This window comes from Streptomyces roseicoloratus (assembly GCF_004117935.1).
In the GTDB taxonomy this organism is placed as follows: domain Bacteria; phylum Actinomycetota; class Actinomycetes; order Streptomycetales; family Streptomycetaceae; genus Streptomyces; species Streptomyces roseicoloratus.
In genome coordinates this window covers 1-20,285 of record NZ_SDOY01000053.1, presented here as the reverse complement: position 1 = coordinate 20,285, position 20,285 = coordinate 1, and the positions used below count along the sequence as shown (strand labels likewise).

Annotated in this window: 14 protein-coding genes and 1 pseudogene; 8 read left to right on the top strand and 7 right to left on the bottom strand. The window is 73.5% G+C overall.

All coding sequences use genetic code 11. The features are described 5' to 3' along the window. The 6 genes and pseudogenes from infB to ESG85_RS04320 form a co-directional block, all read left to right on the top strand. Positions 1-2,722, top strand: a 2,722-nt coding sequence (gene infB, locus ESG85_RS04345; protein WP_128976675.1) for a translation initiation factor IF-2, incomplete at its 5' end; no start/stop codon positions are given. Positions 2,723-2,867: 145 nt separating this feature from the next. Continuing rightward, a complete protein-coding gene (locus ESG85_RS04340) occupies positions 2,868-3,161 on the top strand; it encodes a DUF503 domain-containing protein (RefSeq protein WP_128976674.1) in 294 nt (97 codons plus the stop codon). 29 nt (positions 3,162-3,190) lie between these two features. Continuing rightward, positions 3,191-3,631, top strand: coding sequence for a 30S ribosome-binding factor RbfA (gene rbfA, locus ESG85_RS04335; protein ID WP_128976673.1), 441 nt, complete (start codon positions 3,191-3,193; stop codon positions 3,629-3,631). Continuing rightward, positions 3,628-4,527, top strand: coding sequence for a tRNA pseudouridine(55) synthase TruB (gene truB / locus ESG85_RS04330; protein WP_128976672.1), 900 nt, complete (start codon positions 3,628-3,630; stop codon positions 4,525-4,527). Before rbfA ends, truB begins: the two co-directional genes overlap by 4 nt. 212 nt (positions 4,528-4,739) lie before the next feature. Further along, a pseudogene (locus ESG85_RS36745) lies at positions 4,740-5,198 on the top strand (trypsin-like peptidase domain-containing protein); the annotation flags it as partial. Between the two features lie 2,673 nt (positions 5,199-7,871). Next, entirely contained in the window at positions 7,872-8,837 is a 966-nt protein-coding gene (locus ESG85_RS04320) for a bifunctional riboflavin kinase/FAD synthetase (protein ID WP_128976677.1), read from the top strand. 48 nt (positions 8,838-8,885) lie between these two features. Here ESG85_RS04320 and ESG85_RS04315 read toward each other — a convergent pair whose 3' ends face one another. Beyond that, complete coding sequence (locus ESG85_RS04315) at positions 8,886-10,106, bottom strand: cytochrome P450 (RefSeq protein WP_128976671.1); 1,221 nt, start codon at positions 10,104-10,106, stop codon at positions 8,886-8,888. Positions 10,107-10,296: 190 nt separating this feature from the next. Between ESG85_RS04315 and ESG85_RS04310 the strand changes: the two genes are divergently transcribed. Continuing rightward, positions 10,297-11,430, top strand: a complete 1,134-nt coding sequence (locus ESG85_RS04310; RefSeq protein WP_128976670.1) for a type III polyketide synthase — start codon at positions 10,297-10,299, stop codon at positions 11,428-11,430. Between the two features lie 56 nt (positions 11,431-11,486). After that, on the top strand, positions 11,487-12,500 hold the full coding sequence (locus tag ESG85_RS04305; protein WP_128976669.1) for a hypothetical protein: 1,014 nt from the start codon (positions 11,487-11,489) through the stop codon (positions 12,498-12,500). Positions 12,501-12,584: 84 nt separating this feature from the next. On the opposite strand, the gene ESG85_RS04300 is transcribed toward ESG85_RS04305, so the two are convergent. The 6 genes from ESG85_RS04300 to ESG85_RS04275 all read right to left on the bottom strand — a co-directional run. Next, positions 12,585-13,583 carry an ABC transporter ATP-binding protein gene (locus ESG85_RS04300; protein ID WP_128976668.1) on the bottom strand — a complete coding sequence of 333 codons (999 nt, stop codon included), beginning with the start codon at positions 13,581-13,583 and terminating at the stop codon, positions 12,585-12,587. A gap of 13 nt (positions 13,584-13,596) precedes the next feature. Then, on the bottom strand, positions 13,597-14,577 hold the full coding sequence (locus ESG85_RS04295) for an ABC transporter ATP-binding protein (RefSeq protein WP_128976667.1): 981 nt from the start codon (positions 14,575-14,577) through the stop codon (positions 13,597-13,599). Next, positions 14,574-15,482, bottom strand: coding sequence for an ABC transporter permease (locus ESG85_RS04290; RefSeq protein WP_128976666.1), 909 nt, complete (start codon positions 15,480-15,482; stop codon positions 14,574-14,576). The genes ESG85_RS04295 and ESG85_RS04290 overlap by 4 nt, the downstream gene beginning before the upstream one ends. Next, positions 15,479-16,558: an ABC transporter permease gene (locus ESG85_RS04285; RefSeq protein ID WP_128976665.1), complete on the bottom strand. Its 1,080-nt coding sequence runs from the start codon at positions 16,556-16,558 to the stop codon at positions 15,479-15,481. The genes ESG85_RS04290 and ESG85_RS04285 overlap by 4 nt, the downstream gene beginning before the upstream one ends. A 3-nt stretch (positions 16,559-16,561) precedes the next feature. Continuing rightward, positions 16,562-18,403: an ABC transporter substrate-binding protein gene (locus tag ESG85_RS04280; RefSeq protein WP_425471152.1), complete on the bottom strand. Its 1,842-nt coding sequence runs from the start codon at positions 18,401-18,403 to the stop codon at positions 16,562-16,564. A 200-nt stretch (positions 18,404-18,603) separates the two neighbouring features. Continuing rightward, positions 18,604-20,285, bottom strand: a 1,682-nt coding sequence (locus ESG85_RS04275; RefSeq protein ID WP_164986163.1) for a MinD/ParA family ATP-binding protein, incomplete at its 5' end; no start/stop codon positions are given.

The following is a 20,285-nucleotide window of genomic DNA, read 5'->3' as shown; positions in this document are numbered from 1 at the left end:
CCCGGCTCCGGCCGCCTCGGGTCCCCGTCCGGGTCCGAAGCCCGCGCCCAAGCCGGCTCCGGCCGCCCCGGCTCCGGCCGCGCCGGAGTTCACCGCGCCTCCGTCGGCCCCGGCCGCCGGTCCGCGCCCCGGTGGCGCCGCCCCCGGCCCGCGTCCGACCGCTGCCCGTCCGGGCCAGCAGTCGCCGCGTCCGGGTCAGCAGTCCCCCCGTCCCGGCCAGCAGTCCCCGCGTCCGGGCGGTCGTCCGGCCGGCCCGCGTCCGGGCAACAACCCCTTCACCTCCGGTGGCTCCACCGGCATGGCGCGCCCGCAGGCGCCCCGTCCGCAGGGTGGCGCTCCGCGTCCCGGCGGCCAGGGCGGCCCCGGCGGCGCCCCGCGCCCGCAGGGTCCCGGCGGCGTTCCCGGCGCTCCGCGCCCCCAGGGCGGCGCTCCGCGTCCGACCCCCGGTGGCATGCCCCGTCCGCAGGCCCCGCGTCCCGGTGGCGCGCCCGGCGGTAACCGTCCGAACCCGGGCATGATGCCGCAGCGTCCCGCTGCCGGCCCGCGTCCGGGCCCCGGCGGCCGTGGCCCGGGTGGCCCCGGCGGCCGTCCGGGTGGTCCCGGTGGCGGCGGCGGTCGTCCCGGCTTCGCCGGCCGTCCGGCCGGTCCCGGCGGTGGCGGCGGCGGCTTCGCCGGCCGTCCCGGCGGTCCGGGTGGCGGCGGCGGTCGTCCGGGTGGTCCCGGCGGTGGCGGCGGCTTCGGCGGTCGTCCCGGCGGCTTCGGCGGTCGTCCCGGTGGTCCGGGTGGCCGTGGTGGCACGCAGGGCGCCTTCGGCCGTCCCGGCGGTCCCGCGCGTCGCGGTCGCAAGTCGAAGCGGCAGAGGCGTCAGGAGTACGAGGCCATGCAGGCCCCGTCCGTGGGCGGCGTGATGCTGCCTCGCGGCAACGGCGAGACCATTCGCCTGTCGCGCGGTGCGTCCCTCACCGACTTCGCGGAGAAGATCAACGCCAACCCGGCGTCGCTCGTCGCGGTCATGATGAACCTCGGCGAGATGGTCACGGCCACGCAGTCCGTCTCCGACGAGACGCTGCAGCTCCTCGGCGACGAGATGAACTACACGGTTCAGATCGTCTCGCCGGAGGAGGAGGACCGTGAGCTGCTCGAGTCCTTCGACATCGAGTTCGGCGAGGACGAGGGCGGCGAAGAGGCCCTGGTCTCCCGTCCGCCGGTCGTGACCGTCATGGGTCACGTCGACCACGGTAAGACCCGACTCCTCGACGCGATCCGCAAGACCAACGTGGTCGCGGGCGAGGCCGGTGGCATCACCCAGCACATCGGTGCCTACCAGGTCTCCACCCAGGTCAACGACGAAGAGCGTCGCATCACCTTCATCGACACCCCGGGTCACGAGGCGTTCACCGCCATGCGTGCCCGTGGTGCCAAGTCGACCGACATCGCGATCCTCGTGGTGGCGGCCAACGACGGTGTGATGCCCCAGACGATCGAGGCGCTGAACCACGCCAAGGCGGCCGGTGTGCCGATCGTGGTCGCGGTCAACAAGATCGACGTCGAGGGCGCGGACCCGGTCAAGGTCCGTGGTCAGCTGACCGAGTTCGGTCTGGTGGCCGAGGAGTACGGCGGCGACACGATGTTCGTCGACATCTCCGCCAAGCAGGGTCTGCACATCGACTCCCTGCTGGAGGCCGTGGTCCTCACCGCCGACGCCTCGCTCGACCTGCGGGCCAACCCGAACCAGGACGCGCAGGGCATCGCGATCGAGTCCCACCTCGACCGTGGCCGCGGTGCCGTCTCGACCGTCCTCGTCCAGCGCGGCACGCTGCGCATCGGCGACACGATGGTCGTCGGCGACGCGTACGGCCGCGTCCGGGCGATGCTCGACGACAAGGGCAACAACGTCGAGGAGGCGACCCCGTCGACTCCGGTCCTGGTCCTGGGTCTCACCAACGTCCCGGGTGCCGGCGACAACTTCCTCGTCGTCGACGAGGACCGCACGGCCCGCCAGATCGCCGAGAAGCGCGCTGCGCGTGAGCGCAACGCCGCCTTCGCCAAGCGCGTCCGCCGGGTGTCCCTCGAGGACCTCGACAAGGTGCTCAAGGCCGGTCTGGTCCAGGAACTCAACCTCATCATCAAGGGCGACGCGTCCGGTGCGGTCGAGGCTCTCGAGTCCTCGCTGCTCCAGCTCGACGTCGGCGAAGAGGTCGACATCCGCATCCTGCACCGCGGTGTGGGTGCGGTCACCGAGTCCGACATCGACCTGGCCATGGGCTCCGACGCCATCGTCATCGGCTACAACGTCCGCGCGGCCGGCCGTGCCGCGCAGATGGCGGAGCGCGAGGGCGTCGACGTCCGGTACTACTCGGTCATCTACCAGGCGATCGAGGAGATCGAGGCGGCGCTCAAGGGCCTCCTCAAGCCGGAGTACGAAGAGGTCGAGCTCGGTACGGCGGAGATCCGCGAGGTCTTCCGCTCGTCCAAGCTGGGCAACATCGCCGGTGTCCTCATCCGCTCCGGCGAGGTCAAGCGCAACACCAAGGCGCGCCTCATCCGCGACGGCAAGGTCGTGGCGGAGAACCTCAACATCGAGGGTCTGCGCCGCTTCAAGGACGACGTCACCGAGATCCGCGAGGGCTTCGAGGGTGGTATCAACCTCGGAAACTTCAACGACATCAAGATCGACGACGTCATCGCGACGTACGAGATGCGCGAGAAGCCGCGCGCGTAACGCGCACGGGACCGCGTTCGGGGCCGGTCGGCGGGAAGTATTTCCGTCGATCGGCCCCGGCCGTTGCGTGTACGGTTCTGATGTTCCTGCCGGGCGTGGGCCCGGCAGGCCGTCGAACCCGAACCGGCGGGACATCCGGCACCGCATGTACGTGGGGACCCTGTCCTTCGATCTGCTCCTCGGCGACGTTCATTCGCTGAAGGAGAAACGCTCCGTCGTCCGGCCCGTCGTCGCCGAGCTCCAGCGCAAGTTCTCCGTGAGCGCGGCCGAGGTGGGCGACCAGGACCTCCATCGCAGGGCCCGTATCGGGGTCGCTCTGGTGTCCGGGGACGCGGGATTCGTGTCGGACGTGCTCGACCGCTGCGAGCGGCTCGTCGCGGCCCGGCCCGAAGTGGAACTGCTGTCCGTGCGACGCAGGCTCCACACTGATGAAGACTGAATGAGCAAGGCAAAGAAGGAGAAGGACCAGTGGCCGACAACGCGCGGGCGAAGAAACTGGCGGACCTCATCCGGGAGGTGGTCGCGGAGAAGCTGCAGCGCGGCATCAAGGACCCGCGCCTGGGCACGCACGTGACCATCACGGACACCCGTGTCACCGGCGACCTGCGGGAGGCCACGGTCTTCTACACGGTCTACGGCGACGACGAGGAGCGGGCCAGCGCCGCCGCCGGCCTGGAGAGCGCCAAGGGCGTCCTGCGGTCGGCCGTCGGCCGGGCCGCGGGCACCAAGTTCACCCCGACCCTCACGTTCGTGGCGGACGCCCTCCCGGAGACCGCCAAGAACATCGAGGACCTCCTCGACCAGGTGCGCGCCTCCGACGCCAAGGTGCGGGAGGCGTCCTCGGGCGCCGCCTTCGCCGGTGACGCGGACCCCTACAAGAAGCCGGGCGAGGACGAAGCCGCCGAATGAGCAAGGCAACCACCACGCCCGACGGGCTTGTCATCGTCGACAAGCCGTCGGGCTTCACTTCGCACGACGTCGTGGCCAAGATGCGCGGGATCGCCAGGACCCGCAGGGTCGGCCACGCCGGCACGCTCGACCCCATGGCCACGGGCGTCCTCGTCCTCGGCGTGGAGCGGGCCACCAAGCTGCTCGGTCACCTCGCGCTGACCGAGAAGGAGTACCTGGGCACCATCCGCCTGGGCCAGACCACGATCACGGACGACGCCGAGGGCGAGATCACGGCGTCGGTCGACGCGTCGAAGGTCACCCGCGAGCAGATCGACGCGGGCGTGGCCGAGCTCACCGGCGACATCATGCAGGTGCCGTCGAAGGTCTCCGCCATCAAGATCGACGGCAAGCGGTCCTACGCGCGGGTGCGCGGCGGCGAGGAGTTCGAGATCCCGGCGCGTCCGGTCACCGTCTCCTCCTTCCGCGTCTACGACGTCCGCGAGGACACCGCGGAGGACGGCACCCCGGTCGTGGACCTGGTCGTCTCCGTCGTCTGCTCCTCCGGCACCTACATCCGGGCCCTCGCCCGTGACCTCGGCGCCGGGCTCGGCGTGGGCGGCCATCTCACCGCGCTGCGCCGCACCCGCGTCGGCCCGTACAAGCTGGACGGAGCGCGGACCCTGGAGCAGCTCCAGGAGGACCTGACGGTCATGCCGGTGGCCGAGGCCGCGGCGGCGGCGTTCCCGCGCTGGGACGTCGACGAGCGGCGGGCCAAGCTGCTGCTGAACGGCGTACGGCTGGAGATGCCGGCCCACCCGCCGGGTCCGGTCGCGGTCTTCGGGCCGGACGGGCGGCTGCTCGCGCTGGTCGAGGAGCAGCGGGGCAAGGCGAAGAGCCTGGCCGTCTTCGGCTGAGCGAGGCGCTTCACGGCGGGGCGGGCACGGTTGCGTGTCCGCCCCGCCGCCGTGTGTCGCCCGCGCCGCCCGGCGCCCGATGGCCGAAGGTCACCCTCCTCTCCGGGGGTTCACTCGCACGGGGAAGCGCTCGACGTGAACGAGGGAGTGCGAGGGGGCGCGTTCGGGCCGCGCGCTTCTCCCGCCGATCACCGCCGACCTACCGTCGGACCATGGGGAGCGGGGACCTGGCCACACTGGTACGGATCGAGGATCCGTGCGGCCGTCCCCTCGGCACCGGATTCCTCGCCGACCACGAAGGCACCCTGCTCACCGGCCACGAGGTCGTCGCCGGACACCCCGGTCTGCTGCTGAGCGTCCCCGGCGGCCCGCCCCGGTGCGCCGGCGCCGCCGACATCACGCCCCTGCCCGAACACGGCCTCGCCCTCGTCCGTACCGGCGGACTCGCCGCCCGCCCGCTGCCCCTCGCCCACCGGCAGGACGTCGAACCCGGCACGTACGTGCGGATCTCCGCGCACGGCTGGCGCGAGGCCCGCGTCCTCGGCACCGCCACCGCCACCGCCGCCACCGGGAGCGCCCTCGAGCTGGCCATCGGCACCGAGGGTGCCCAGGCCCTCCAGGACGGCGGCACGGCCGCCGGCGGGCCCGTCCTCGACCCCGCCACCGGCGCCGTCCTCGCCGTCCTCGGCACCGCCGCCCACGGCGACCGGCGCGCCGCGGGACACGCCCTGCCGATCCCGCCGCTCGGGCCGCTCGCCGCGCTGCTCCGCCGCAACGCCGCCACCGTGCCCTGCTACGGCCGTGACCTCAACGCCGCCGGCGTCCTGGAACTCACCGCCACCACCACCGGCGCGCTCGACGACCTGCCCGAACCGCGCGTCGTGGACGACGGCACCACCACCGTCCGCGCCGTCGTCGGACCGCCCGGCAGCGGCCGCACCACCGCCCTGGCCGGCATCGCCGCCGCGCGCGCCCGCGGCCCGGAGCCCGCGCCCACCGTCTGGCTGCGCGGCGCCGACCTGCGCGCCGACGACCGCTGCGTCGCCGCAGCCGTCGGCCGGGCCCTGCGCCGGGCCGGGCGGGTCGCCGCCGCGTCCGGCACTCCCGGTGACCCCGCCGCCGTCACCCCGGAACAGGCCGCGGCGCACGGCCCGCTCCTGATCCTCCTCGACGCCCCCGAGGAGATGCCGCCGCTGCTCGCCCACCGGCTCGCGCCGTGGAGCGCCGCCACCGAGTCGTGGCTGACCACGCACCGCGCGCGCATGGTCGTGGCCTGCCGCCCCGAGCACTGGGAGCAGGCGGCCGGACTGTACGCGGCCGAGCCCGCCGTCACCCTCCTCGGCGACCTCACTGAGGCGGAGGCGGCGCAGGCCCGGCGCCGTCACGGCGTCCCGGACGACGCCGTCGCCGAGGCCGACGCACGGCACCCGCTCGCGCTCCGGCTGCTCGGCGAGCTGCGGTCGGCGGCCCGGGGCGAACTGGCCGGCCGGCCGGGCCGCCAGGAGATCTTCCAGGCCCACCTGGACCTGATGTGCCTGCGGGTCGCCGTCCGGATCGCCGCCGCCCGCCGCCCCGTGCTCCGGGGCACCGCCGTCCGCCGGCTCGCCGCCCGGGTCAGCGGCCAGGTCCACGAGGCCGCCCGCCGCTGCCTCGGCCCGGGCCAGGGCGAACTGGACCGGGAGTCCTTCGAGGAGCTGTTCCCCTGGCGCACCGGCTGGGCCTCCGCCGTCCTCACCGAGGCCCTGCTGGTCCCGGCGGGCGGCGGCTACCGCTTCGCCCACGAGGAACTGGCCGACTGGCTCCAGGGCACCCACCTCGACGTCGACCGCGCCCTGGACACCCTGATCCACCACCCGAGCGCCCTTCCCGTCCCCCGTCACCGCATCGGCCCCGTCCTCCAGTCGCTCCACCACCTCCACCACACCCAGGGCCCTGACGCCCTCATTCCGCGCCTGACGATGCTCGTGGACGCGCTGGCGGACCTCGAGCGGAGGACGGGCGGGGAGGGCGAGGCGACGGGCCCGGCGGCGCGGTCGGCAGGACCGGCGGGATCGGCAGGGTCGTCGGGGTCGGCCGGATCGGCGGGGCCGGCGGACGCGGTCCGGGTGGTTCCCGGCGGGGCCGCCGCCGACGGGACCGGCGAAGGCGCCTGGTGGGCCTCGCGGCTGCTCGCCGGCGTGCTCGGCGGCCTCGACGACCCGCGCTCCCGCACGCGCGTGCTGCGGCGGCTGGCCGACCGGGTAGGGGAGCGCGGGGCGCTGCCGGGGTTCGGGGCGGAGTTCTGGGCCGCGGTGCGGGTGCCGGAGGGCGAGCGGATGGAGCTGCTGCGGCGACTGGTCGTGGCCGATGCCCCCGACGGACGGTTCCTCGACCTGGCCGCCGCGCGGCTCGTCGCCGATCCGCGCGGCGTGCAGCCGCTGCTGTGCCGGTGGTTCGGGGACGGGCGGACGCTCGCCGGCGCGCCCGGCGCCACCGTCGGCACGGCCGCGCAGGCGCTGCTGCACACCCACCGGGGACTCGCCGTGGACGACCTGTGCGAGGCACTCGTCGCCACCGCCCACCCGCTCGCCGACGGACTGCTCGCCGCGCTCGCCGAGGACGAACCCGCCGCCCTGTGCCGGGCCGTGGACCGCTGGGCACACGACGACGGGCGCCCGGAGCGGCGCGTGGCGGCAGCGGCGTACGGACGGGTCGTCGCCCCGTACGCGACCGCGCCGGCCGACCGCGACACCCTGCGCTACGCGGCCCTCGCCCTGCTCGCCCGCCCCGGCGACCAGCCGCTGCACGCCGCCGCCCTCGGACTGCTGCTGCGCGACCCCGTCACCCGCGACCGCTTCCTGCCCCGGGCGCTCGCCGAACCGGGCGTACCGGCCGAGGCCCTGGCCGCCGCCCTGCCCACCCACCCCGACGCCGTCCTCGACGCGCTCCGCACCCGGCTGCACGGCGCCGAACCCGGGCCCGTGCTCACCGTCCTCGCCGCCGTCGACCCGCCCCGCCTCGCCCGCCGCGCCGCCGCCCTGGTCGCCGAGTACGCCGAACGGAGGCCCGAGGGCGCGCCGCTCGTCGCCGCCTTCGTCGACGCGCGACTGGAGCAGGGACCCGAGGTCCGCTGCGTCCTCCACCCCCTCGTACGCCACCTGCTCACCCTGCCCGCCCAGCGCGCCGCCCTCGGCCCCGTGCTCGCCGCACCCGGAACCGGAGCCTCCCGCTTCCTGCGCCGCGAACTCCGAGACGAGGCGCACACCATGCCGATGCCGACGCAGCCGCACGCTCATGGCAGTCTTAGACCTGCGCCAACAGGCGTACACGCGGACATGGGTACAGGCGGACGAGGAGCGGTCACAGTGCAGCGCTGGCGTGGCTTGGAGGACATCCCCCAGGACTGGGGACGCAGCGTCGTCACCATCGGCTCCTACGACGGGGTGCACCGCGGACACCAGCTGATCATCGGCCGTGCCGTCGAGCGCGCCCGCGAGCTGGGCGTGCCCTCGGTCGTCGTCACCTTCGACCCGCACCCCTCCGAGGTGGTCCGCCCCGGCAGCCACCCGCCGCTGCTCGCCCCGCACCACCGCCGCGCGGAGCTGATGGCGGAACTCGGCGTCGACGCCGTCCTGATCCTCCCCTTCACGGCGGAGTTCTCGCAGCTGTCCCCGGCCGACTTCATCGTGAAGGTCCTGGTCGACAAGCTGCACGCGACGTGCGTGATCGAGGGCCCCAACTTCCGCTTCGGCCACAAGGCCGCCGGGAACGTCGCCTTCCTGACCGAGCTGGGCGCCACCTACGACTACGAGGTCGAGGTCATCGACCTGCGGGTGCGCGGCACCGCCGGCGGCGGCGAGCCCTTCTCCTCCACCCTCACCCGCCGGCTCGTCGCCGAGGGCGACATGGCGGGCGCGGCAGAGATCCTCGGCCGGCCGCACCGCGTCGAGGGCGTCGTCGTGCGCGGCGCGCAGCGCGGCCGCGAGCTGGGCTTCCCGACCGCCAACGTCGAGACCCTGCCGCACACCGCGATCCCCGCCGACGGCGTGTACGCGGGCTGGCTGACGGCCGCCGGCGAGCGGATGCCCGCCGCGATCTCGGTGGGCACCAACCCGCAGTTCGACGGCACGGAGCGGACGGTGGAGGCGTACGCGATCGACCGCGAGGGCCTCGACCTGTACGGACTGCACGTGACGGTCGACTTCCTCGCCTACGTGCGCGGCATGCTGCGCTTCGACACCCTCGACGACCTGCTCGTGGCGATGGCCGAGGACGTCAAGCAGTGCCGCGAGCTCACGGCCGCGTACGACCGCGAGCACGGCCACGCCTGACCGGATCGGGCGGGCGCCCGCGGGGACCGCGGACGCCCGCCGCGGGCCTCACCAGGTGACGAGGAGCTCTTTCGGGCCCCGGATCAGGCCCTTGGACTGGAACGGCACCTCTTCGGGCCGTACCGCCAGCCGCAGCTCCGGATAGCGGGCCAGCAGCGTGGAGACCATCACCTCGGACTCCATCCGGGTCAGCATCGCGCCCATGCAGTGGTGCGGCCCGTGCCCGAAGGACACGTGCCCGACGCCCGTACGGTCGAAGTCGACGGTGTGCGGGTCCGTGAACACCGCCGGGTCGCGGTTGGCTGCCAGGTACGACGCGTACACCGCCTCGCCGGCCCGGATCACCACCCCGCCGACCTCGACGTCCTCCAGCGCGATCCGCGGCAGTCCCACGCCGTTGCGGTGCGGGATCCAGCGGAGCAGTTCGTCCACGGCCTGCGGCAGCAGCTCCGGTTCGGTGCGCAGCCGGTCGGTCAGGTCCGGCCGGGTGAGCAGCAGATAGACCATGTTGGCGCTGTTGTTGCGGACCGCGTGCGCGCCGCTGATCAGAATGGCCATCGCCAGCGACACGGCCTCGTCGCGGTCGACCCGGCCGTCGGCCAGGGACTCGGCGAGCACCCCGCCCAGGTCGTCGGAGGGCTCGGCGAGCCGCCGCTCCAGGAGCTCGCCGACGTAGCCGTGGATCTGGGCCTTCGCCGCCCGGCTGCCCTCCGGGCCGGGCCCCGAGGACAGGATGAGATCGGGCCAGGAGGCCAGCTCCGCACGGTCCTCGTCGGGGACGCCGAGGAGGTCGCACACCACCGCCATCGGCAGCGGGCCGTGCAGGTGCTCCATCAGGTCGGCGGGGCGGCCGGAGCGCTCCATGGCGTCGAGGAGCCGGTCGGCCGTCGCCTGGGCGAGCGGGCGCAGCCGTTTGGTGGACTGCCCGGTGAAGGCTTTCGTCACCGCCTTGCGCAGCTGGGTGTGGTACGGCGGATCGGCGTAGTTCAGGGCCGCCTTGGAGGCCACCATGTGGCCGGTCATGCCGGTCACCTGCCGCTCCAGCAGGGCCGTCCGGCTGAAGCGGGGATCGGAGGTGACCGCGCGCACGTCGTCGTACCGGGTGACCAGCCACGCCTCGTGGTCCGCGCCGAAGGGCAGCCGGATCCGGGCGACGGGCTCCTCGTGGAGCAGTTCGAGCAGCAGCGGGTCGAAGTCGAGGGCGGGGAGGTCCTCGACCGCCCAGGTGCGGACGGCAGGCCGCGGCGCGGCCGTGGGTTCGGACGTCATGGGAACGGTGTTCCCGGTGCCCCGAGGCCGCGACACGCCGCGCGCCGACAGCCCCCCGGACGGAGCACGGGCCCTCCTTCCGCGTCGTCACTCTCCGCGGTCGGACGGTCGCCCGCGCGGTTGCGAGCTCCTGACGACCGGGTGAGTGTGGGCACCAGTTCACGGCGAACGAGACGAAGGAGCGCGTGTCGTGGTGACTCTGTGCAAGCCCGCGGTGGCCGTACCCGAGTACGTGATCACGATGGAGGAGACCCTCGAGCTCTGCCGTGCACGCCATGCCGGCCATCCCCAACTGCCCCTGGCCCTCCGGCTGATCGGCAACACCGGGGTCACCCGCCGGCACATCGTGCAGCCGATCGAGGAGACCCTGAAGCACCCCGGATTCGAGGAACGCAACGCGCTGTACGAAGCCGAGGCGAAGGCCCGCGTCCCCGCGGTGGTCAAGGAGGCGCTGCACAACGCCGGATTGCGCCCCACCGACATCGACATGATCGTCTACGTGTCGTGCACGGGCTTCATGATGCCCTCGCTCACCGCCTGGCTGATCAACAGCATGGGCTTCCCCAGCCACACCCGGCAGATGCCGATCGCGCAGCTCGGCTGCGCCGCCGGCGGGGCCGCGGTGAACCGGGCGCACGACTTCTGCACCGCCTACCCGGACGCCAACGTCCTCATCGTCGCCTGCGAGTTCTGCTCGCTGTGCTACCAGCCCACCGACCTCGGCGTCGGATCGCTGCTCTCCAACGGCCTGTTCGGCGACGCCGTCGCCTCCGCCGTGGTCCGCGGCCGCGGCGGCACCGGCATCGCCCTGGAGCGCAACAACTCCTACCTCGTGCCCGACACCGAGGACTGGATCGCCTACAGCGTGCGCGCCACCGGCTTCCACTTCCTGCTCGACAAGCGGGTGCCCGGCACCATGGAACCGCTCGCGCCCGCCCTGCGCGAACTCGCGGGCGACCACGGCTGGGACGCCGGCGACCTGGACTTCTACATCATCCACGCGGGCGGGCCGCGCATCCTCGACGACCTCAGCCACTTCCTCGAAGTCCCGCCGGAGGAGTTCCGGTTCAGCCGGTCGACGCTCACCCAGTACGGCAACATCGCCAGCGCCGTCGTCCTCGACGCCGTGCGCCGGCTCTTCGAGGAGGGCGGGCTGAAGGAGGGCGCGCGCGGCATCCTCGCCGGCTTCGGCCCCGGCATCACCGCCGAGATGTGCCTCGGACGGTGGACGAACGGCCATCCCGCGTACGAGCCCGACCTCAACGCCCGCCGGATCGTGGGCTACGCGTCCCGGCGCCCGGCCCCGGCCCGTACGGCCGCCTGATCCCTCCGGCCCGACTCGCCCTTCCCCCACCCCTGTAGCACCGCAGAGGAGCTCGCATGTCCGTCACGCCACCCTCCCGCAGGTCGCTGCGCGGCCCCGCGGCCCTGGCCGTCCTCGTCGCCGCCTCGCTTACCGGCGTGCCCGCCCACGCCTCGGCCAAGGTGCCCATGCACCAGTGCTGGGTCAACGACGTCCCCGCGCCGCCGGGAAACCAGGTCAACGGCACATCGGGGGACGACCACATCTTCTGCGACAGCGATCTCGACGGCGTCACCGTCTCGGGCGGCGCGGGGAACGACATGATCGAGGTGCGCGGCCTCGTCATCGACTCCGCCATCCTCGGCGGCGAGGGCGACGACGTCATCCGCGCCAAGCACCTCGTGCCGCAGGACACCTTCAGCATGGTCCGCGGCAACCGGGGCGACGACATCATCAAGGTCGCCACCGTCCACGGCGAGGGCGCGGAGCACGGCGCCGTCGTCCACGGCGACGACGGCGACGACACGATCACCACCGGCTCCGTCTTCGGCGCGCCCGGCCGGTTCAACCGCGGCGGCGGCATCGTCACCGGCAACGACGGCAAGGACACCATCAGGACCGGCGTCATCGACTTCTCCGGCCGGGTCCTCGGCGGCAGCGAGAACGACAAGATCGAGGCCCTGGGGCTGGGCCCGGAGTCCGGCGGCATGATCCAGGCCGGTCCCGGCGACGACACGATCCAGGGCCACGACGGCGCCGTCCTGGTCGTCGGCGAGCACTGGGGCACGGTGGACGCGGGAGTCGGCAACGACACCTGCACGGTGAAGTCGGTCTCCACGCGGACGTCCATCAGCTCGTGCGAGATCCTCCCGAAGGGCGCGGTCACCCAGAAGCCGGCGGGCAGGCCGCAGAACCCGGCCGCCCCGGCGACGGCGGCGAAACCGGGACAGCCGCAGCAGACGACGAAGCCGGCGCAGCCGGCCGCGGAGCCCGCGCAGCCGGCGGGGAAGCCCGTAGAGCCGGCGGGGAAGCCCGTAGAGCCCGCGGGGCAGGCGGAGCCCGTGCGGTCGGTTGCCACGCCGGGGGAGTAGCCCGCCCCCGGCCTCCCGGCCCGGGCTCCGGCCGCTCGCTCGGCCCCGGGTCCCGGCCCCGGGCCCGGCTCCGGCCCCCCGGCCTCAGTCGCCCACCGCGGCCGTCGTCCCCGTCACCAGGTGGCAGGCGGCGGCCGCGGACGTGTCGCCGGCGAGGACCGGGAGGTCCTTCGTGCGGCAGTGGTCGGACACGGCAGCCGCCGCGCCCGACGCCAGGGCCTGGCAGCGGACGTGGAAGCGGCAGCCCCGCGGGACGCGCGCCGGGTCCGGGGGCTCGCCGGACAGCACCACCGGCTCGCCCCCGGACTCCGGGAGCACCGACAACAGGGCCTGTGTGTAAGGATGCCGAGGAGCCGTCAGTACGGTCTCCACGGGTCCGGTCTCCACGATCCGGCCCAGGTACATGACCGCCACCCGGTCCGCGATGTTCCACGCGAGGCCCAGGTCGTGCGTCACCACCAGCGCGGAGAGGCCCAGTTCGTCGCGCAGCCGCAGCAGCAGCGCCAGGATCTCGCCGCGTACCGACGCGTCCAGCGACGCCACCGGCTCGTCGGCGACGATCAGCTCCGGTTCCAGGACCAGCGCGCCCGCGATGACCACCCGCTGCCGCTGCCCGCCGGACAGTTCGTGCGGATAGCGCAGGAAGAACCGCTCCGGCGGGCGCAGCCCGGCCCGGGACAGCGCCTCGGCGACCGCCGCCCGCTCGTCGCCCGCGTAGCCGTGGATCCGCAGCCCCTCCGCCACCGCGTCGTACACCGTGTGCCGCGGGTTCAGCGAGCCGCTCGGGTCCTGCAGGACGAGCTGGGCGCGCTTCCGGTAGGCCTTGAGCGCCCTGCCCGTGTACGCCAGCGGCGCCCCGCCGAACCGCACCGCGCCGCCGGTCGGCCGGACCAGCCCGAGCAGCGAGCGCGCCAGCGTGGTCTTGCCGCAGCCGGACTCGCCCACCAGGGCCACGATCTCGCCCGCGCCGACGTCCAGGTCCACGCCGTCCACCGCGCGGGCGGCGGGCGCGCCCCGCCGCCCCGGGAAGACCACCCGCAGCCCCCGTGCCGACAGCAGCGGCACCGCCGGATCCCGACTCATGACGTGCTCCCGCTCATGACGTGCTCCCCACGTGTACGCAGGCCGCCCGGCGCCCCGCGCCCGCGTCCCGCAGCTCCTGGTCCTGCTCCGCGCACCCGTCCACCGCCACCGGGCAGCGCGGATGGAAGGTGCAGCCGCCCGGCAGGTCCGCCGGGTCCGGCGGATCGCCCGGCAGCCCGCGCGGCGCCCGCCGGGACGCCGGGTCGCCGATCCGCGGGAACGCCGAGGACAGCGCCTTGCCGTAGGGGTGCGCCGCCGCCTCGTACACCTCCTTCGCCGGGCCCTCCTCGACGACCCGCCCCGCGTACATCACGGCGAGCCGGTCGCACGTGTCGGCGAGCACCGCCAGATCGTGGCTGATCATGAGAAGTCCGATGTCCTGCTCGGCGACGAGCCGCTCGATCAGCCGCAGGATCTGCGCCTGGATCATCACGTCGAGCGCGGTCGTCGGCTCGTCGGCGACGATCAGGCGCGGATCGCAGGCGAGCGCCATCGCGATCATCACGCGCTGCCGCTGCCCGCCCGACAGCTCGTGCGGATACGCGGCGGCGCGCGCGGCCGGCAGGCCCACGTGCTCCAGGAGCTCCCCGGTCCGGCGCCGGGTGGCCGCCGGTGTGGCCCGCCCGTGCACCAGCAGCGGTTCGGCGATCTGGTCGCCGATCCGCCGCACCGCGTTCAGCGAGTGCATCGCGCCCTGGAAGACGATCGACGCGCCCGCCCAGCGCACGGCCCGCAGCCGTCCCCACTTCATGGCGAGGACGTCCTCGCCGTCGAGCAGGATCTCCCCGGTCATCCGGGCCGACGCGGGCAGCAGTCGCAGCAGCGCCAGCGCCATCGTCGACTTGCCGCAGCCGGACTCCCCGGCCACGCCGAGCTTCCGCCCGGCCGGCAGGACGAGGTCGACGCCCCGTACGGCGGGGACGGCGGCCGGCCCGGAGCCGTACGTCACGCACAGGTTCCGCACCTCGAGGAGCGGCTGTGTCTGCGTGCTCAACGACCCACCCCCAGCTTCGGGTTGAGTACGGACTCGACGGCCCGCCCGCACAGCGTGAACGCCAGCGCGACCAGCGCGATGGCGATGCCCGGCGGCGCCAGGTACCACCAGTGGCCGGACGAGACCGCGCCCGCCTCGCGCGCGTCCTGCAGCATTCCGCCCCACGACACCACGGTCGGGTCGCCGAGGCCCAGGAAGGCCAGGGTCGCCTCGGTGAGGATGGCGGTCGAGATGCCGAGGGTGGTCTGCGCGAGCACCAGCGGCATCACGTTCGGCAGCACGTGCCGGGTCATCACGTGCCCGTCCCCGCCGCCGAGCGCGGTGGCCCGCTCGATGTACGGGCGGGACTCGACCGCGATCGTCTGGGCCCGCACCAGCCGGGCCGTCGTCGGCCAGCTGGTGACCCCGATCGCCAGGACCACCGTCCACACGGACCGGGACATGACGGTCGCGAGCACGATCGCGAGGACGAGCGCCGGCATCACCAGGAACCAGTCCGTGACCCGCATGACGACGGTGGAGAACCAGCCGCCGTAGTGGCCGGCGAGGATGCCGACGAGCGTGCCGATGGCGACGGACAGCGACGCCGCCAGCAGCCCCACGAGGAGGGAGATCCGCGCGCCCCAGATCAGCAGGCCGAGCAGCGAACGCCCGAACTGATCGGTGCCCAGCGGGAATTCGGCGCTCGGTGAGGCGAGGGCGGTGCCGGGTGCGTTGGTCACCGACTGTACGTCGGCGCCGACGGTGAGCGGCGCGGTGAGCGCGACCAGGCCGATCAGGGTGAGCCCGGCCAGCCCCCACAGTCCGGCCCGGTGGGCGCGGTACCGGTGCCAGAAGCGGGCGAGCGAGGCGCGCCTGCGCCGGCGGGCGAGCGCGGCGGCGGTCACGTACGGTTCGGAGGTCATCGGCCCACCCGGGGGTCGAGCAGCGGATAGAGCAGGTCGGCGATCAGGTTGGTCATGATCATCGCGCCGGCGAAGACCACGAACAGACCTTGCACCAGCGGCAGATCGGGCACGCTGAGTGCCTGGTAGAACAGGCCGCCGAGCCCGGGCCAGGAGAAGACGGTCTCCACGAGGATCGAACCGGCGGCCACGTGACCGAGGTTGATGAAGACCATCGTCACCGTCGGCAGCAGCGCGTTCGGCACGGCGTGCCGGCGCCGTACGGCGTCGTCGCGCAGCCCCTTCGCCCGGGCCGTGGTCAGATAGTCGCCGCCCATCTCGTCGAGCAGCGAGGACCGCATCACGAGCAGCGTCTGGGCGTACCCCACCGCGACCAGGGTGAGCACCGGCAGCACCATGTGATGGGCCACGTCGAGCGCGTACCCGAGACCGGTCTCGCCGGTGCCGGACTCCATGCCGCCGGTCGGGAAGAGCCCCGGGACCGGTCCGACGCCCACCGAGAACACGATGATGAGCAGCAGTCCCAGCCAGAACGAGGGCACCGACCACAGGGTCAGCGCCACGCCGGTGTTCAGCCGGTCGCCGAGGCTGCCGTGCCGCCACGCGGAGCGGGTGCCGAGCCACAGGCCGAGCGCCGAGTAGAGCACCACGGCCGTGCCGGTGAGCAGCAGCGTCGCCGGGAGCTTCTGCGCGATCAGCTCGCCGACCGGGGCACGGAACTGGTACGAGGTCCCGAGGTCCCCGGTGAGCGCCTTGGCGCAGTAGTCGGTGAACTGCTGCCACAGCGGCAGGTCGAGTCCGAACTGCCGGCGCAGCGTTGCGAGTTGCTCGGCCGTGGTGGGCATGCCGTGGGTCATCGTCTTCACCGGGTCGCCCGGGATGATCCGGAACAGGAAGAAGCTGGTGACCAGGACGGCGAGGAGGGACACCGCGGCACCGGCGAGCTTCCCCGCCGCGTGCCGGAGGTAGGCGACGGCGGTGCCGGAACGTGCGCCGCCCTCGGTGGCGCGGGCCGTGCCGGAGTCGGATCCGGTGCCGGTCCGCGCCACGGAGGCGGGTGTGCTTGCGCTGGTCACGGGCTACTCGCGGTCGTCGGCGGTGGAGCGGCGGCGCAGCCCGAGGAAGACCACGAGGCCGAGGACGGCCACGGCGGCCGCGCCGATCGTGACGATCACGCCCGTGGAGGAGCCGCCGGACCCTCCGTCGGAGGACGCCGCGGCGGGCACGGCCGACCACCAGCTCCAGTAGCCGTCCTGCCCCCACAGATTGCCGGCGGCCTCGGGCATGGTGGTGATGGAGGCGATCTGGTCGGTGCGGTAGGCCTCCAGCGCGTTCGGGTACGCGAGGACGTTCATGTACCCGGTGTCGTAGAGCCGCGACTGCATCTGCCTGACCAGGTCGGACCGCGTGGCGGCGTCGTACTCGACGGCCTGCCGGGCGTACAGCGAGTCGAACTGCCGGTCGCAGATGAAGTTGTCGGTGGCGCCGGTGTCCTTGGGCGTCGCGGGCAGGGTGCCGCAGGTGTGGATGGACAGCACGTAGTCCGGGTCGGGATTGACCGACCAGCCGTCGAAGGCGAGGTCGTAGTCGCCCTTCCCCCACGGGTCCGACACGCTGTCCAGGCAATCGACCTTCAGTCCGATGCCGAGCCTGCCCCACCACTCCTGGAGGTACTTCGCGGACGCCTTGTCGTTGGGGTCGGTCGCGTGACACAGGATGCGCAGGTCGATCGGCTTCCCGTCCTTGCCGAGCCGCCTTCCCTCGGCGTTCTTCCGGTACCCGGCGGCGTCCAGGATCCGCTCGGCCCTGGCCGGGTCGTAGGAGCGCTTCTGCTCGGCCGCCGGCTTCCAGAAGTACGAGGAGAAGCGCGGCGGGATGTAGCCCTCGCCCTCCACGGCGTGGTCCTGGAAGACCTTCCTGACCAGGGTCGTGCGGTCCACGGCGAGGAACAGCGCCTTGCGCACCTCGGGGTCGAGCAGCGCCTTGTGGCCGTTGCCGAAGGCCGTCCCGTCCTTGGCGCGGGCGCCCGGGTTGGCGGCGAGGGCGTAGAAGCGGCGCCCGGGAGCGTCGTTGACCCTGATGTTCTTCTGGGTCTTCAGCGCGTTGGCCTGAGCGGGGGTCAGGTTCGGGACGAAGGACACCTCGCCCTTCTGGAGCGCGGCGACGGCCGCGTCACCGTCCTTGTAGTACTTGAACACCAGCTCGTCGAACTTGGGCGCGCCACGCCAGAACCTCTTGTTCGGCTTGAGCTTGATGTACTGGTCGACCTTGAAGTCCGTGATGACGAAGGGACCGTTGCCCACGATCGGGAACCGCTGGTCGTTGTTGAACTTCGAGAAGTCGGTGACCTTCTCCCACACGTGCTTGGGCACGATCGGCACGTCGAGCGCCGTCATCGTCGCCTGCGGCTGCTTCAGCTCAATCACCAGCGTCCGCGGGTCCGGCGCGCTGACCTTCCTGAAGTTGGCCGTGAAGCTGCCGTTGGCGGTGGCCGCGTCCGGGTCGGTCATCATCTTGTTGAAGGTCCAGGCCGCGTCCTCCGCGGTGGCCTGCCGCCCGTCGGACCAGAAGGAGTCCTCGCGGATCGTGTAGGTCCAGGTGAGCTTGTCCGGCGAGGCCTTCCACTCCGTCGCCAGGCCCGGGATCGGGTGCGCGTCCTTCACGTCGTAGTTCGTCAGGTACTCGTACGCCAGCCGGTGGACGCTGGTCGAGACGAGCTTCTGCGCCAGGAACGGCGAGAGCGAGTCGACGGACTGCGAGACGGCGACGGTGAGCGTGCTGCCGCCGGACTTCTCGTCCTCCGCCTGGGCGGTGGCCGGGACGGCCAGGAGCGAGGTGGCGGTGACACCGGTGGCGAGCAGCAGGCGGAGGGCTCTGCGGGCGGGTGCCGGACGGGGTGGGACCTTCGTGACCATGACCATGGGACGTGACCTCGCGTCGGGATGCGTGCGTCGGGGGAAGTGCCGTGGATCTTGGGCTGACGATGGATGAAGCGAAGGTGTATCAGCGGTGGTCTGCCGTCGTCAACGATCCCTCAAACCCCGTGTGGGCTGCGGGAATGCGAAGAGGCCCCGTACCGGAACACCGGTACGGGGCCTCATTGGTCTACTCCTGTGACGCCCTACTGCTGAGGGGCTGGCGGCGCCTGCGGGGGCTGCTGCTGCGGCTGCTGCTGCCAGTTGGGCGGCGGAACCTGCCCCTGACCCTGGGCCTGCGGATCGGCGTGCGGCGGCAGCGGCTGCGCCGGGGGCTGCTGCCAGCCCTGCGGCACCGGCGGCTGACCGGGCTGCGCCCCGTACATCTGTCCGGGTGCCGGCTGTGCTCCGTACGGCTGACCCGGCTGCCCCGGCTGGCCGGGCTGACCCGGTGCCGGCTGCTGCGGGTGGGGCTGCTGCGGGTAGGGCTGCTGCGGGTACGGCTGACCGGGCGCGGGCTGGCCGCCGTACGGCTGTCCGTCGTAGGGCTGCCCGGGGGCGGGCTGCTGCGGCGCGTACGGCTGACCCGGCATCGGCTGACCCGGCACGGGCGCGCCGGGCTGACCGGGCGCGCCGGGCTGGGCCGGCATCGGCGGGGCCATGTGCGGCGGCAGGCCGCCCTGGCCGTCACCGGTCCACAGGCCCTGCGCCTGCTGGGCCCGGGCGAAGTCCTCCGCGACCATCGCCGACAGGTGGAAGTACGCCTCGCGGGTCTTCGGCCGCATCATGTCCAGGTCGACCTCGGCGCCCGCGGCCAGGTGCTCGTCGAACGGCACCACGACCACACCGCGGCAACGGGTCTGGAAGTGCTGCACGATGTCCTCGACCTTGATCATCTTGCCGGTCTCGCGGACCCCGGAGATCACGGTGATCGAGCGCTGCACCAGCTCCGCGTACCCGTGCGCCGACAGCCAGTCGAGGGTCGTGGAGGCGCTGGAGGCACCGTCCACGGACGGCGTCGAGATGATGATCAGCTGATCGGCCAGGTCGAGCACACCGCGCATGGCGCTGTAGAGCAGACCGGTGCCGGAGTCGGTCAGGATGATCGGGTACTGCTTGCCCAGGACGTCGATCGCCCGCCGGTAGTCCTCGTCGTTGAACGTCGTCGAGACGGCCGGGTCCACGTCGTTGGCGAGGATCTCCAGACCGGACGGCGCCTGCGAGGTGAAACGGCGGATGTCCATGTACGAGTTGAGGTACGGGATCGCCTGCACCAGGTCGCGGATGGTCGCCCCGGTCTCGCGCCGCACCCGGCGGCCGAGCGTGCCGGCGTCCGGGTTGGCGTCGATCGCCAGGATCTTGTCCTGCCGCTCGGTGGCCAGCGTCGCGCCCAGCGCCGTGGTGGTCGTCGTCTTGCCGACGCCGCCCTTGAGCGAGATGACCGCGATCCGGTAACAGGAGAGCACCGGCGTACGGATCAGCTCCAGCTTCCGCTGTCGCTCGGCCTCCTCCTTCTTGCCGCCCAGCTTGAAGCGGGCCGAGGCGCCGGGATTGCGGGAGGACTTGGCCTTCTGCTTGTTGTTGCGCAGCAGCCGGTCGGAGGACAGCTCGACGGCCGCGGTGTACCCGAGCGGCGCGCCCGGCACCGAACGCTCCCGCTGGTCGTGCGTCACGGCGGACGGCCAGGCGGCCCCGGTCCGCGGATCCACGGCGGGCCCGGGCCCGGCGGGCGCGGACGGCTGCCCCTGCGGCTGCGGCTGTGCCTGCGCCTGAGCGGGCGGGCCGGGGTGCGGCTGGGCGGGGTGACCGGGCTGGGGCTGCGCGGGCTGGCCCGGCTGGGGCTGGCCGGGGTGCGGGAAGCCATAGCCGGGCTGGGGCTGGGGCTGGG

Coding starts and splice junctions, on each gene's coding strand:
- ESG85_RS04340 (WP_128976674.1), top strand. CDS start 2,868: ATGTACGTGGGGACCCTGTCCTTCGATCTGCTCCTCGGCGACGTTCAT.
- truB (WP_128976672.1), top strand. CDS start 3,628: ATGAGCAAGGCAACCACCACGCCCGACGGGCTTGTCATCGTCGACAAG.
- ESG85_RS04315 (WP_128976671.1), bottom strand. CDS start 10,106: ATGACGTCCGAACCCACGGCCGCGCCGCGGCCTGCCGTCCGCACCTGG.
- ESG85_RS04305 (WP_128976669.1), top strand. CDS start 11,487: ATGTCCGTCACGCCACCCTCCCGCAGGTCGCTGCGCGGCCCCGCGGCC.
- ESG85_RS04300 (WP_128976668.1), bottom strand. CDS start 13,583: ATGAGTCGGGATCCGGCGGTGCCGCTGCTGTCGGCACGGGGGCTGCGG.
- ESG85_RS04290 (WP_128976666.1), bottom strand. CDS start 15,482: ATGACCTCCGAACCGTACGTGACCGCCGCCGCGCTCGCCCGCCGGCGC.
- ESG85_RS04280 (WP_425471152.1), bottom strand. CDS start 18,403: ATGGTCATGGTCACGAAGGTCCCACCCCGTCCGGCACCCGCCCGCAGA.